Annotated in this window: 10 protein-coding genes; 7 read left to right on the top strand and 3 right to left on the bottom strand. The window is 63.8% G+C overall.

Annotation, left to right across the window (positions count from 1 at the left end; all coding sequences use genetic code 11):
* The first annotated feature begins 279 nt into the window (after nt 1-279).
* On the top strand, nt 280-726 hold the full coding sequence (locus FYB76_RS05245) for a bacteriohemerythrin (protein ID WP_154132902.1): 447 nt from the start codon (nt 280-282) through the stop codon (nt 724-726).
* Between the two features lie 46 nt (nt 727-772).
* Here the strand turns inward: FYB76_RS05245 and FYB76_RS05240 are convergent, their stop codons facing one another.
* A complete protein-coding gene (locus tag FYB76_RS05240) occupies nt 773-2,383 on the bottom strand; it encodes an EAL domain-containing protein (RefSeq protein ID WP_370516303.1) in 1,611 nt (536 codons plus the stop codon).
* Between the two features lie 361 nt (nt 2,384-2,744).
* Here FYB76_RS05240 and FYB76_RS05235 point away from each other — a divergent pair, with 361 nt between their 5' ends.
* From FYB76_RS05235 to FYB76_RS05210, 6 genes are all read left to right on the top strand, one after another.
* Entirely contained in the window at nt 2,745-4,376 is a 1,632-nt protein-coding gene (locus tag FYB76_RS05235) for a PAS domain-containing methyl-accepting chemotaxis protein (protein WP_154132901.1), read from the top strand.
* A 54-nt stretch (nt 4,377-4,430) separates the two neighbouring features.
* On the top strand, nt 4,431-5,795 hold the full coding sequence (locus tag FYB76_RS05230; protein WP_187697678.1) for an ATP-binding protein: 1,365 nt from the start codon (nt 4,431-4,433) through the stop codon (nt 5,793-5,795).
* Complete coding sequence (locus FYB76_RS05225; protein ID WP_088755615.1) at nt 5,792-7,138, top strand: HD domain-containing phosphohydrolase; 1,347 nt, start codon at nt 5,792-5,794, stop codon at nt 7,136-7,138. Before FYB76_RS05230 ends, FYB76_RS05225 begins: the two co-directional genes overlap by 4 nt.
* A 183-nt stretch (nt 7,139-7,321) precedes the next feature.
* On the top strand, nt 7,322-11,839 hold the full coding sequence (locus tag FYB76_RS05220; RefSeq protein WP_154132900.1) for a CHASE domain-containing protein: 4,518 nt from the start codon (nt 7,322-7,324) through the stop codon (nt 11,837-11,839).
* Nucleotides 11,836-12,807 carry a diguanylate cyclase gene (locus FYB76_RS05215; protein WP_154132899.1) on the top strand — a complete coding sequence of 324 codons (972 nt, stop codon included), beginning with the start codon at nt 11,836-11,838 and terminating at the stop codon, nt 12,805-12,807. The genes FYB76_RS05220 and FYB76_RS05215 overlap by 4 nt, the downstream gene beginning before the upstream one ends.
* A gap of 388 nt (nt 12,808-13,195) precedes the next feature.
* A complete protein-coding gene (locus FYB76_RS05210; RefSeq protein ID WP_088755618.1) occupies nt 13,196-13,834 on the top strand; it encodes a response regulator transcription factor in 639 nt (212 codons plus the stop codon).
* A gap of 75 nt (nt 13,835-13,909) precedes the next feature.
* Here FYB76_RS05210 and FYB76_RS05205 read toward each other — a convergent pair whose 3' ends face one another.
* A complete protein-coding gene (locus FYB76_RS05205) occupies nt 13,910-14,632 on the bottom strand; it encodes a GGDEF domain-containing protein (RefSeq protein ID WP_088755619.1) in 723 nt (240 codons plus the stop codon).
* The gene (locus FYB76_RS05200; protein WP_088755620.1) at nt 14,632-15,021 is read right to left on the bottom strand and encodes a DUF1987 domain-containing protein; all 390 of its coding nucleotides are present in this window, start codon (nt 15,019-15,021) and stop codon (nt 14,632-14,634) included. Before FYB76_RS05200 ends, FYB76_RS05205 begins: the two co-directional genes overlap by 1 nt.
* Nucleotides 15,022-15,028: the final 7 nt, after the last annotated feature.

Below are 15,028 nucleotides of genomic sequence, written 5' to 3'. Positions count from 1 at the left end.
TACTGCAGAGCCAGGAACGGCGCTTTTTACAAGCGCACGGCCGACACCCTGTCGGCCGGCAGGACAAGCCCCACGCCACCCTCCCGGTGCCGTGGGGCTTTTTGCCAGCCTGGCTGGCTCCAGCGCCTGACCAATCCCGACTGGCTTGAGCTACCTCAAATTATTTCGAGACCAGGCTCCTAGAATCAGGACTGAACATCCCTCCGGCACGCCTGGGCCGGCGATGCGGATGTCTCCGCCCCGACCCGCGTGCGGTCGTCCTGTCCCAGGAGGCTGGCCATGGTTCCCACTTCTGAACGTGTCGTTTCCCTCGTCCCTTGCGCCGGCAGCAAGGGACCGGCCCAAGGCATCCCGGCCCTGCTGGCTGCGATGGATGCCGAGCATCGTGAAGTCCTGGAGAGCGTGGCCGCGCTGGCGGTGGTGCCGCCGACGCGGTTTGCCAGCGCCTATGCGGCCCTGGTAGCGCAGATCGAAGCAGGATTCCGGGAAGAAGAAGAGATGATGGACCAGATCGGCTACGGCGAGATCCGTGCCCATCGCCGCGACCATGCCGAGCTGCTGGCCCTGCTGCATCGCCTGCGGCCCTATCTGGATGATGGCAATGCGCCCCTGGCCGACATCGTCATGGGCATGATCCCGGCCATGCTGGTGCGGCACATGGCGGGGATGGACCAGGCGCTGGCGCTGGCCTTGCGCATGCAGGGCACAGGCTCGGGCCAACGCTGATCCGCGGTGGGCGGATCAGGCCATCAAGAATGGCGGGGAAGCCAGGTCAGGCCAGGCCGGGCTCGGGGACACGGATGATCTCCGGCCCGGTGCCGTAATCGGCCAGCGTGGACCGATAGAAATCAATGAACTCATCTGCCGGCAAGGGCTTGGCGAACAGCCAGCCCTGGGCGAAATTGACCCCGTGCTCGCTCAGGTAGGCGGCCTGCTCCAGGGTTTCCACGCCTTCGGCGACGATGAACAGGTTCAGGCTCTTGGCCATGGCGATGATGTGATCGATCACGGCACTGGTGGCCGCGCCCGTACCGATGGTGCTGACGAAGGACTTGTCGATCTTGAGCGCATCCATGGGCAGCCCCTGCAGGTACTGCAGGTTGGAATAACCGGTCCCGAAGTCATCGAGCGCCATCGAATGTCCCAGTTCGCGCGCCCGCGCCAGCGTCACGCGGGCCGAGGCGATGTCCATGCAGCCGCGCTCGGTGGCTTCCATCCAGAGCTGTTCGGTACGGATGTCGGTACCGGCCAGCGTCTGGCTGACCACGTCGATGATGCGCCCGGTCTTGATATCCTGGGCCGCCACGTTCACGGCCACATGCAGTGCACGGTCAGCGCGCAAGGTGTCGCCCAGTTCATCCACCACGGCGGCGATCACGAGGTCGGTCATGGGCAGGATCAGGCCGCTCTCCTCGGCCAGCGGCACGAACAGGTCCGGCCGCACGATGCTGCCGTCCGGCCTGCGCCAGCGGATGAGCGCCTCGGCACCGATGCAACGTCCGGTGGCCAGTTCGATGATGGGCTGGTAGAAGACGACGAATTCCTTCTTGCGCACCGCCAGCTGCAAATCGGCCAGCGGCGACAGGCGTGCCTGCGACACCCGCAGCACCAGCAGGACCAGGCCCAGGCCCAGCAGCACGCCCACCGGCAGGAACCAGCGTTGTTCGCTGGTCATGGTCTCCACCACCTGCTGGCCATCGATGATGGCGGCGGCGGTCCAGCCATCGCGGCTGACAGTCGAGACGAAGAAACCATCGAAATCCTGGGTGCCCAGCCCGCGCAGCGCGCGGCCGGCCATGCCGGCCGACACCGGCATGCCGTATTGCGCGACCAGCCCGAAACCATTGCGTGCCAGCACCACGTGCACACCATCTTCCAGCACCACGTCGATGAATCGTTGCCGCTGGACCAGCGCCACGTGAGCACCGTACTGGAGCGCCATCATGCTGGGCCCGTCGGTGACGAAGGAGTTTTCGGCCAGCGCCACACCGATGCCGTCCTCGGTGGTAAAGGCCAGTTCCGGCGGTGGTCGGCGCAGCGCCTGGGCACGGCGGTCCCAGGAAGTGCATTTCAGCTGCCCGGACTCGTAATAGCCCATTTCCTCGATGGCACCGGAATTGACCGCGATCAGCCGCATCTGTGCGATGTGCTCATCCGAGCAGGGCAAGAGCAGCAAGGGCGACAGCGACCGCAGCGCGCGCTGGCTGTTCTGGAAGGTGGCCTCGGCGCGGTCCACCACGCTTTCCGCATAGCGAGCCAGGCGTTCATGTTCGGACTGGATCACTGCCTGGCGCGACAGCCACAGCATGCCGATCACCGGCACCGTGGCCGCCACGATGGTGGCGATGATGGTCAGGACCACCACCTTGCTTTTGTTGTTCACATCTTCCCCCTTGTACCGCCGCTTGCGTCGCGACCAGTTCACCCCGGAATTCCCTTCTGATGCTCATCATTAGAGCGCGAATAAACAATTAAATCAATTTAATCATTTTAAGAATCAAGGAACGGTCTTTCCAATGCTTGGGAAAGGCGCCTCAACAAGGCCGCGCCAATTAGCATTTATCCTTAAAAATCAATGACAAAGGATGTCAACACGACGATCTGCAACAGACTTTTCGCCTTGACAACACAGTGGGGTCGGAGCAACGAATTTATCGTTTATTCCCATAAAGAATCATTTTTTTAGCGATTTCAATGATTTTGTGCTTTAATGATTCCATCAAACAATTTTTCGGGGAATGAACATGCGCCTGAACCTGCCGGTCACTCAACAAGAGCGCGAAATCGATGCTCATTGCTCCATCGTGTCCAAGACCGACACCAAGGGGCGCATCACCTACGTCAACCCGACCTTCATCCACATCAGCGGCTTCACGGAAGAAGAGCTCATCGGTGCGCCGCAGAACATCGTGCGCCATCCCGACATGCCTGAACTGGCCTTCGCCGACCTGTGGAGCACCCTCAAGGCTGGCCTGCCCTGGACCGGACTGGTCAAGAACCGCTGCAAGAATGGCGACTTCTACTGGGTCAAGGCCAACGTCACGCCCATCTGGGAACGCGGCAAATGCACCGGCTACATGTCGGTCCGCACCAAGCCCGCACGCGCCGAGATCGCCGCCGCCGAGCAGGCCTACCAGGAACTGAAGAAGGAAGGCGCCCGCATCGCCGTACATCGCGGAGAAGTGGTGCCGACCGGCCTGCGCGGCAAGTTGCGCCAGGTTTCGCAGGTCTCGCTGAAGACACGCCTGGATCTGGGACTGGGCACGGCTGCGGCCGGCATCTGTGCGCTGGCCTTCCTTAACGGGCAGTGCGCCGATCACGCCAGCAGCCTGCCAACCCTGGTCGCCACGGGCGCCGCCCTGGGCAGCCTGGCGCTGCTGCGCATGACCCTGGCCAAGCGCATCTTCACTCCCTTGCGGCGTGCCGTGGGGCAGGCGCGCCGGGTCGCGGGTGGCGACCTGTCCGCGGCCGACCTGCAGGCCCGCCGCGATGAAATGGGCGCCCTGCTGCAGGCCATGGAACAGATGCGGGTCAACCTGGTGGCATCGGTGGGCGACGTGCGCCGCAGCGGCTTGCACATTGCCCAGGCCACCGGCGAGATCGCACGCGGCAACATGGACCTGTCCTCCCGCACCGAATCGCAAGCCAGCAGCCTCGAAGAAACCGCTGCCAGCATGGAAGAGCTGGCCTCCACCGTGACCCAGAACAGCGAGAACGCGCGCCAGGCCAACCGCCTGGTGGAAGAAGCGCTGGCCACCACGCGCGATGGCGAAGCCTCCATCCATCACATCAACGACACCATGGATGCGATCCACAAAAGCGCCGAGCAGATCAAGCAGATCACCGGGCTGATCGACGGGATCGCCTTCCAGACCAATATCCTGGCCTTGAATGCGGCCGTGGAAGCGGCACGCGCCGGTGAGCAGGGACGCGGCTTTGCAGTGGTGGCCGGTGAGGTGCGCAACCTGGCACAGCGCTCGGCCCAGGCCACCAAGGAAATCAAGCTGCTCATCGACGAATCCTCGCAGCGGGTCAGCACCGGCGTGAAGCTGGCCGGCGACATGCGCGACACCATGGGCGGCATCATGCGCTCGGTGACGCAGGCCGCTACCGCCGTGGCCGAGATCACCGCCGCGTCGGGCGAACAGCAGACCGGCATCCAGCAAGTCAACGAAGCCGTGGTCCTGATGGATGAAGTGACCCAGCGCAACGCAGCGCTGGTGGAGGAGGCTGCGGCCGCCGCCGGCAGCCTGGAAGAGTCGACGCAGCAGATGATCCAGGCCATCAGCGTATTCAACCTGGATGGCATGGCCGCGACGGTCGTGGCCATGCCCACGCAAGAAGACAAGCGCATGGCCCTGCCCCGCGCCGCATGACCTGGAGGGCGCGGCTCCAGCCCCTGATCCGGAGCCATCGCTGAGGAGGCGAACATGGGACACAGCGAAGCATTGATGGCCAACGAGTGCGCCAGCCAACGCACCCATGCCGATGACGCGCCCGACACCCGGGCGCTGGTCAAGGCCAACGCACGGTATCGCCACATCATCGGCAATACCCCTGCCATCATCTACAGCAGCGTGCCCTCGGGCGATTTCCAGCTCACCTTCGTGAGCGAAAACGCCTCCCGCGTGCTGGGTTACGAGCCCTGGGAAATGCTGGACGATCCCAACTTCTGGTTCAACCACATCCACCCCGACGACACGGCAGCGATCTTCTCCAGCCTGGCCATGCTGTTCGTGGAGGACCAGAAGATCTACGAATACCGTTTCCGCACCCACGACGGCAGCTACCTGTGGATGCACGACACCCTGCGCCTGATTCGCGATGCCGAGGGGACACCGCTGGAAGTGATCGGTCTCATGACCGACATCACCGGCCGCAAGCAGATGGAAGACACCCTGCAGCGCCAGGCCGAGGAGCAGAGCGCTTTGATCGAACAGCTCAAGATGGCCCAGGCCCAGCTGATGCAGTCCGAGAAGCTGGCCTCCATCGGGCAGCTGGCCGCCGGGGTCGCGCATGAGATCAACAATCCGATCGGCTTCGTCAACGCCAACCTCAACACCTTGGGCAACTACGTGGCCACGCTGCTGGAAGGCATCAAGCTGTACCAGTGCGTCACCAACGGCAGCCTGCCTTCCAGCGTGGCGCAGTCGGAGATGCAGGCCTTCGAGGAACGGGCCGACCTGCAGTTCCTGAGCGAAGACGTCACCGAACTGCTGGCTGAATCCAACGAGGGCTTGCAACGCGTCAAGAACATCGTGCAGTCCCTGAAGGATTTCTCCCGTACCGGCGAAAGCAACTGGCAGATGGCCGACCTGCATCGCGGCCTGGACAGTACCCTCAACATCGCCAACAACGAACTGAAGTACAAGGTCACCATCATCAAGCAATACGGCGAGCTGCCCATGATCAAGTGCCTGGCGTCGGAACTGAACCAGGTCTTCATGAACCTGCTGGTCAATGCTGCCCAGGCCATCCAGGAACGCGGCAGCGTGACCATCCGCACCGAACGCTGCGGCCAGCGCGTGGCCGTCTCCATCAGCGATACCGGACACGGCATCGCGCCGGAACACATCAACCGCATCTTCGAACCTTTCTTCACCACCAAGCCGGTCGGCAGCGGGACCGGGCTTGGATTGTCGCTGTCCTACGGCATCATCAAGAAGCATGGCGGCGATATTCATGTCAGCAGTGAAATGGGCAAAGGCACCACCTTCCGGATCGAACTGCCCATCGATCCCGCCAGCGCCCAGCCACCGAGCACAGCATCGGACGAACCAGGAGACGCATCATGACCGCCATCCAGAGCCAGGAACTCCAGACCCTGCAACAAGCCGACCCGTTCGCCCTGCCGCCGCCCTGCGTGCTGCTGGTCGATGACGAACAGAGCATCCTGTCGGCCTTGAAACGCACCTTCCGGCCCCAGGGCTACCGCCTGCTCACGGCCACCAGCGCCGAAGCCGGGCTCGATATCCTGGCCAGCGCGGAGGTCGACCTGGTGATCTCCGACATGCGCATGCCCGGCATGAACGGCGCCCAGTTCCTGGCCCAGGTCAAGCAGCAATGGCCGGCCACCATGCGCATCCTGCTGACCGGCTACTCCGAGATCGGCAGCACCATCTCGGCCATCAACGATGGCGGCATCCACCATTACCTCTCCAAACCCTGGGAAGACCGCGAGCTGCTCATGATCGTGGCCCACGCGCTGGAGGAACAGCAGCTGCGCAAGCAGAAGATGTCACTGGAACGCAAGGTACGCGAACAGAACCTGCAACTGGCCGATTTCAACCGGCAGCTGGAACGCCAGGTGCAAGCCCGCACGGAAGAGCTGCGGCAGACGGTCCTGTTCCTGGAAAACGCCCAGGAAGAGGAACAGAAGGCCTTCCTCTCGATGCTGCACGTGTTCTCCGACATCAGTGAACTGCGCGCCGGCCTGGCCAATGGCCAGTCAGCCCGCATTGCGCGCTGGTGCGAACAGCTGGCGCTGCGCATGGGCATGAACAGCCACCACGCCAAGGACACCATGATGGCCGGCATGCTGCACGGCATCGGCAAGCTGGATCTCTCCGATGAACTGGTCAGGAAACCCATCGAAAAGATGAGCAGCGAGGAACTGCAGCGTTTCCTGTGGCACCCGGTGAAGGGCCAGATGCTGCTCACGCCCATCCCGACCCTGGCCGAGACCGGCGAGATCATCCGCCACCAGCACGAGCGCTATGACGGCCGTGGCGTGCCTGAAAGCCTCTCGGGCGACGCCATCCCGATGGGCTCGCGCATCCTGGCCGTGGTGCGCGACTTCGAGGGCCTGTGCAATGGCGGCATCACCAGCCACAACGTGAGTCCCGAAAAAGCCCTGTCCATGCTGCGCACGCACGCCGGCCATCGCTATGACCCGGTGATAGTCAACACCTTCATCGCCATGATGGAAGAACAACGGCTGGCACTGGAACAGCAGACCCGCCTGCTGGCGCCGCAAGACCTGCGCGTGGGCATGAAGCTGGCCGAGGATCTGCGCACCCGGTCCGGCGTGTTGCTGCTGAACAAGGAACACGTGCTGGACGAAGCCATCCTGGCGCGGTTGCGGCGCTTTGAAGAGATCGATGAAATGCCGCTGAAGGCCAGGATCCTGTTGCATTGACGCATCAGCATTCGTACAGCAACACCCAGGCGTCGAAGCAAGCCTGCCAGCTGGCGGGTGCACCCGGGAATTTCCCGATTGCCGACGCGCCGTGAGGCTGGTGCAATCAGCAAGACGTTCAGGCGCATGGCGCCTGTTCGCGTTGGGGGACGCGATGCAGTTTCACAAGAAAAATGGAAAACCATGACCAGAATCACCAGAAATACCGGACTTTTCCTGCTGATCGCCTTGAGTCTGCTGCTGGCCGGCGTCGCCGGCCTGTCCCAGCTGAACCAGAGGGAGGTGCACGACAGCCTGTCGCGGGACAGCCGCTGGATTCGCGACGATATCGAATCCCTGCTGCGCCGCTATGAACATGGACTGCGTGGCACCCGAGGTGCCATCCTGGCCATCGGGGCCAACGACCTGAACCGGGAAAAGCTGCTGCGCTACGTGGACAGCCGCGACCTGACCCAGGAGTTCCCCTGGGCCGGTGGCTTCGGCTTCATCCGCTATGTCTCCCAGGCCGAACGCGCGGCCTATGAAAAGAAGATGCGGGAGGATCACTTCCTCTTCTCCAACATTACCGAGATGACCAGCAATCCCGGCGAGCGCTACGTCATCGAATACATCGAGCCCATCGGGCCCAACCGCCAGGCGCTGGGACTGGACATCGCCTCCTCGCCGCAGCGCCGCTCGGCGGCCGACCACGCCATGCTCACCGGCCGCGCCGAACTGACCACGCCGATCAGGCTGGTGCAAAGGCAAGGCAATACCGCCAACGGCTACCTGTTCCTGCTGCCCATCTATGCCGGCTCGTTCACCCCGCCGACCATGGAACAGCGCCAGGACAAGATCATCGGCTGGGCCTATGCCCCCTTGTCGGTGCATGACATCCTCTCCGAACTGAACCGGCGCTGGAGCATGCATTCGCTGGAGATCCGGGTGGAGGACGTGGCCACTGGCGAACCCGCCGTCGAACTGTTCCGCAGCGACGGCTTTGACCAGCTCAATGACGCCGTCAGCCTGGACACCGCGCTGCCCCTCTACGGACGAGCCTGGAAACTGGTCGTGCGGGCGGCGCCCGAATACACCTATGCGCACCAGTTCGTCAGCGACCGCGCCATGCTGCTCTCGTGCGCGACGCTGGTCATGCTCATCGTAGCCATCGCCCTGGCCTACCATAGTTTCTCCACCCGCGAAGGCAAGCTGCAGGAAGCACGTGCGCTGCTGGCCGCCGTAGTGGACAGCTCACCGGATGCCATCGTGACCACCGACGCCCAGGGCCGTATCACTTCCTGGAACAAGGGCGCTACCGACACCTTGCGGGTACCCGAATCCATGGCGCTGGGCACGCCCCTGTCCACGCACGCGGCATTGCACGATCTGGACCAGCGCCGCAGCGGGCTGCAACCGCAACCCGGCCTGGGCGCCGCCGCTGACCGGCACGAGTCGCCACACGTGATCAGCCTGCCGGGCGAAGCCGTGGGCTATGCCTCGGCACTGCTGTTCCCCTTACGCGACAGGAGCGGAAAACAGATCGGCAAAGCCTTCATGCTGCGCGATGTGACCCGCGAAAAACGCATCGAACGTGAACTGCACCGCATCAACGAGGAACTGGAGCTGACCGTGCAACAGCGCACCGATGCGCTGCACCAGGCCAAGACCATGCTGCAGACCGTGCTCAACGTGATGCCCTCGCTGGTCGGCTACTGGGACAAGCATCTCATCAACCGCTTCGCCAATGCCTCCTACGAACGCGTCTTCGGGCGCGGCCCCGGCGAGATCACGGGCATGTACATGCCCGACCTGGTCGGCTACGAGCTGTTCGAATCGGCCTTGCCGCATATCGATGCCGTGCTGGCCGGCGAGAAGCAGACCTTCGAGCGGACGTTCACCGATGCCGTCAACGGTTACAAGCACGTCCTGACCACCTACATCCCCGACATCACCGAGGAAGGCGAGGTGATCGGCTTCTATGTGGTGGCCCACGACGTCACCGAAATCACCCACAACCGCAACCAGCTCAGCGATGCACTGGCACAGAACCAGTCGCTGCTGGACCAGGTGCAGCAAGCCAATGCCCTGCTCAACAACGTGCTCAGTTCGGCCACCGGCGTGGCCATCATCGCCACCGCACCGGATGGCATGATCACGCTGTTCAATCGCGGTGCCGAACGGATGCTGGGCTATCGCGCCGAGGAAGTGATCGGGCAGATGAAGGAAGAGGCCTTCTCGGGCCGCCTCAACAATCCCGCCATCCGCGCCCAGGCGGCGCTGGAAGAGAAGGCCGTGAGCGACCTGCGCTACCGCCGCAAGGATGGCGTGACGCTGCCGGTCACCCGTCAGCAGACGTCCATGCTGGATCACCGCCAGCGCCACCTGGGCGACCTCTACATTGCCGTGGACATGAGCCTGCAGCGCCAGCAGGAAGCCGAGCTGGCGGCGGCTCGCGACCAGCTCATGCTGGCCGCCGAAGTGGCCAAGCTGGGCGTGTGGGTCTGGGATCGTGCCGGCGACACGTTCGAATTCAACCGCCAGATCGCCGAGATCTACGGCATCGGCGATGGCAGCAGCGGCCAGGTCACCACCTATGAAGGCTGGCGCAGGCGCGTGCATCCGGACGATGTCGGCTATGTGGAATCGGCCCTGCAGGCTGCGCTGGCCGGCACCGGGGAGTTCGAACCGGTGTTTCGCGTGGTGCGCGCCGACGGCAGCATCCGCTTCGTGCAGGCACGCGCCCACGTCGACCGCAACGGCATGGGTGTGCCGGTGCGTGTGATCGGTATCAACCTGGACATCACCCAGCGCATCGAATTTGAAAACAACCTGGTCGAAGCGCGCCTCAAGGCCGAACAGGCCAACTCCGCCAAGAGCATGTTTCTGGCCAGCGTCAGCCACGAGATCCGCACCCCGATGAATGGCGTGCTGGGCATGATCCAGCTGCTGCAGAGAACGCAACCGCAGCCGGCCCAGCGAGACTACCTGAACAAGGCCGAGATATCGGCCAAGTCCCTGCTCAACCTGCTCAATGACCTGCTGGATTTCTCCAAGATGGATGCCCGGCAGGTGCACCTGGATCTGCAGCCGTTCTCGCTGGAGCATTTCCGCAGCGACCTGGCGGCGATCCTGGCCGGCAACCCGCCGCAGGAGGGCGTGAGCCTGGATATCGTGCTGGATGGCGACCTGCCGCAACGCGTGGTGGGCGATGTCTATCGCCTCCAGCAAGTGCTGGTGAACCTGATCAGCAACGCCCTCAAGTTCACGCACCTGGGGCGCGTCGACGTGGCCCTGCGGCGCCTGGCGGGGGACAATGCCCGGCAGGTGATGCTGCGAATAGAAGTCAGCGACACCGGCATCGGCATTGCTCCGGAACGCCTGCAGGACATCTTCGATGCCTTTACCCAGGCCGAAGCCTCCACCACCCGCCGCTACGGCGGCACCGGACTGGGACTGGCCATCAGCCGCCATCTGGTAGAGCTCATGGGCGGACAGCTGCAGGTGAGCAGCGAACCGGGACGCGGCAGCCGCTTCTGGTTCGACCTGTCCATGGAGATCGATGACCCCACGCCGCTCTCGCAGGCGCGCGCGGCGGACCAGCCCACGCCGGCCGACCATCCGCCCGCCGGCGAGACTGCACGCGAACTGGAGGGCGTGCGCATCCTGCTGGTGGAAGACAATGCCGTCAATCGCCAGGTCGCCACCGGCCTGCTCGCGCTGTACGGCGCGCAGGTCAGCTGCGCCGAGAACGGCAGTGCGGGCGTGGCCATGGCCAGCGATCCCGAACGCTGCTTCGACCTGATCCTGATGGACCTGCAGATGCCGGGGATCGACGGCATTGAAGCCACCCGCCGCATCCGCCGCCAGCCGGACCTGCGCCACATCCCCATCCTGGCCATGACCGCCAACGCCTCGCCGGAAGACCGTCGCCGTTGTATCGATGCCGGCATGGCCGGCCACATCGCCAAGCCCATCGACGTGAGCACGCTGGTGCCGACACTGCTGTCGCACCTCCAGCATGACCGCAGCACACCTGTGCTGGAGAGGGAGCCGGATGAGACCACGCCCGTTGAAGAGCAGCCCGCCGATCGCCAGCAGGTCGACACCCATGCCGAACTGATGCGCCGCTTCCGCCAGGCCAGTGACGTGTATCGCACCACGCTGGACGCTGCCGGGCCGGAACTGCAGCGCCTCTTCGCGGACTACGAGGCAGCGCTGGCGCAGTCCTCGCAAGGCGGCATCGAACAGGTCGCGCACGCGCTCAAGGGCTTGTGTGCCACCATCGGAGCCAGTGGCCTGGCCGGGTATTTCGCCGGGATCGAGCGCGTGTGCCGGGCTGGCCAAAGTACAAGCTCCAATGTCATTCCCACGGCCTGGAAAGAGGAGTTGGGCGCGGTACGGCGCGATGCGGGTGTGGTCTTGCAGCAACTGGCGGTGCAGGCGCTGCAGGGGATATCCACTGCCCCTGGCACGGCGACGCCGCCGGTTGGCGCGGAGCCGGCCGATGCCACTGCAGAGGCTTCCGATTTTCCTGATAGGCAAGCACTGCGGGCCTTGTTATTGTCGAGCAATCTCGAAGCACTGGACCTGGCTGAAGCGCTGGGCAAGCGCCATGGACTGCTGCAACAGCCCAGCTACCAGCAGTTGTGGGCGCTGATCGAACGACTCGATTTTCCGGCAGCCTTGGCGCATCTCGATCAACATTTCGGAGAACCCCGTTGAAACGCATCCTGGAAGAACTCTCTTCGCTGCGTGGCAGCCGCCCGCGCGTGCTGTTGTGTGACGATCAGCCCATCAACATCCGCCTGGCCAATGCCCTGCTCAAAGGGGACTACGAGATCTTCATGGCCACCAGCGGCATGCAGGCCATGGAGCTGTGCGAAAAGGTGGTGCCGGACCTGATCCTGATGGATGTGAACATGCCCGGCCTGAACGGCTATGAGACCTGCGAACGGCTCAAGCAGAACACCGCCACGCTGGGCATTCCGGTGATCTTCCTGACGGGGCTGCAAAGCGAAGAAGACGAGGTCAAGGGCTTCGATGCGGGCGGGGTGGACTTCATCAGCAAGCCCATCAACGGCACGGTCCTCAAGGCGCGGGTGCTGACCCACCTGACGCTGAAGCTGCAATCCGATTTCTATCGCAATATCGCCGTCACCGATTCGCTCACGGGTCTGTTCAACCGCCGCAAGTTCGACAGCGAGCTGGCCGAGAAGTGGGAGCTGTGCAAGCGTTCCGGCCAGGCCATGTCGCTCTTGATGATCGATATCGATTACTTCAAGAAATACAACGACCACTATGGCCACCAGGCCGGCGACCGCTGCCTGGCCGACGTGGCGCACGCCATCCGCAGCAATTTCCACCGCAGCTACGATTGCGTGGCGCGCTATGGCGGTGAGGAGTTTGCCTGCATCCTGCCCATGGCCGGCCCTGAGCAGGCCGTGATGCTGGCCAAGGCCGTCTGCGAATCCGTGGCCCGCTTGCATCTGCCGCATGCCCGCTCGGAGGCCAGCGAATTCGTCACCCTCAGCATCGGCGTGGCCTCGGTGCAGGCCCCCGGCCACAGCAGCACGCCGGCCGCGCTGGTGGCCCTGGCCGACAAGAACCTGTACCAGGCCAAAGCCCTGGGACGCGCCCAGGTCGTTGGCGGGATCCAGGTTGATACCGCCGCCCCGGCCCCGCTGCCCTGACCAGGCAATACGCCCGGCCGGCCACTGCACCTGCTGACACTACCGCCCCACCCAACGCCGCAATGCCGGCGCCGCACCGCCTCGGCCACTTGGCCCCAGGCGCAATGTCCGCTTGTTCCGTTCCGCGTTGAGGGGCTTATGGGGGCATGCCGCGACCGTATCGCACATTGCACTGCGACACACTCTCGAAATATCACGAGGTAATTTCCGAATAAATTTGAACTCACCGGCCTGAATTTCGAGCTTCGTCGACTATTTTCGACATCCCGGTAAAACTGCGTTTTTCTTCCCGCATGTCCTCGCCAACTACAACAGTCTCATCCGGCGAGGGAGCGGTGAAGCCCATTAGACCCGTTCGATGCGTTCCTATCGGTCAAGGAAGAAAAACATGACAACTGCACATCTCGCTCATATCGTCGGTGGTGAAGATTCCCACGGTGGACCGCTGGTCCGCCTGCTGGAAGCCGCCGGATTCCACGTCGCCCACCACCGCTCGGCCGACCAGTTCCTGCAACAGACCAACGGCAACGCCCCTGGCGGCCTGGTGCTGGAAGTTCACATGCAGAACCTGGATGCCCCGCGCTTGCGCTCGCTGCTCGATGAACGTGAACTGGGCCGCCCCCTGATCGTCATCACCGGTGCGGCGGCCGCCAATGCCCCGGAAGCGCCCCGCTACGGTGGCCTCCAGGAAGAAGGACAACACATCCCGCTGGCATCCACCGCAGAGCACGGCCCCCAACCGATGCTGCGCCAGCAGCTGGTGGAGGCCTTCCGTGGCGCGCTCATGCCCTTCGACGAATCCGGCCCGCAGATGCAGCAGCGGCAGGAGCACTACCAGCGGCTCAAGACCCTGACCCGGCGGGAACGCGAAGTGCTGGAAAGATTGGTGAAGGGACGGCTCAACAAGCAGATCGCCGCCGAACTGGGCACCTCCGAACGCACCGTGAAAGCCCATCGCCAGCAGGTCATGCGCAAGATGCATGCTGGCTCGCTGGCCGCGCTGGTGGCAGCGATGACCCGTTACTGAGAAAGCCGGCCGGGCAGGAACCCGCCCCGGGCTTGCCTGCCCGCGCTACCCTGCATCCATGACGGCCACCGGCGCTCAGCCGGTGACCGACTCCTCCGATTCCACCCGATTGCGTCCGCTGCGCTTGGCCTGGTACAAGGCCTGGTCCGCACGCGCATAGGCTTCTTCGAAATCCGTGCCCGCTGCCGCCCAGGCCACGCCGAAGCTGGAAGTGACCGGACGAGCCGGCAGGCACTGGAAGCGTTCGCCAGCGATGGCCTGGCGGATCTTGCCGGCCAGGACCACCGCCTGCTCCAGCGCCACGCCGGCCAGCAGGATGGTGAATTCTTCGCCACCTACGCGGCCGATGACGCCCTGGCCGGCAAGCCCGGTGCGCAGGCGCGCGACCAGTTCACGGATCACCGCATCGCCGGCCGGATGGCCGAATTCATCGTTGATGCGCTTGAAGAAATCGATGTCCAGCACGATCAGCGACATCGCCGAATTTTCCAGGATCCGGTGTGCCTGCTCGAACACGGCGCCGCGATTGAGGGCGCCCGTAAGATTGTCGTGGCGCGCCTTGTAATCGAGCTCATCGCTCAATTGCGTCAGGCGTGCATTGAGCAGGTTCAGCTCGCGCTCGGTGCGGTCGCTGCGCGAAATCAGGCGGCGACTCTGGCGCATCAGCTGGCCATAGTGCTGCACCAGTTCTTCCAGGGCCGCACGATGGCTGGCGGGCTCGCTGGCAGGATCGGCCAGCACCGCTGTGGCGCGATGCAGGGCTTCGGCTTCGGCCGCAAAAAGGTCGCCGCCGTCCATCAGCTCTGGACCGCGTGATCGTGGAAGACCAGCGCGGAGAAATCTTCCTGAAGCTCCTGGCCGAATTCGAAGATGGTGTCGTCTTCCTCGTCGTGGTACCAGTTCAGGACCACTTCGGTGCCGCTTTCGGCCTTTTCGTTCAGGGCGTCGAAAAGCGAGAACAGCATCTTGGTGCTGGAGCTGTTGAAGTAGGCCAGCGCCACGTTGACGGTGATGGTGCTGCCCTGCTCATCGTCGGCCAGGAAGCGGCGCAAGGTGGTGATGATCTCGCCCCAGAACTGGGCGGCGTTCTCGGGATAGGATTCGCCCTTCAGCGAAAGCGTGCGCTGGTCGAAGCGGAAGTCCACTTCGGGAGAGCTGGCGCTGGCGGCGATGAATAGATTGTCCATGATGTCG

This window comes from Herbaspirillum sp. CAH-3, assembly GCF_009668275.1.
Lineage (GTDB): Bacteria > Pseudomonadota > Gammaproteobacteria > Burkholderiales > Burkholderiaceae_D > Herbaspirillum > Herbaspirillum aquaticum.
This window is presented reverse-complemented; position numbering and strand designations above follow the sequence as displayed.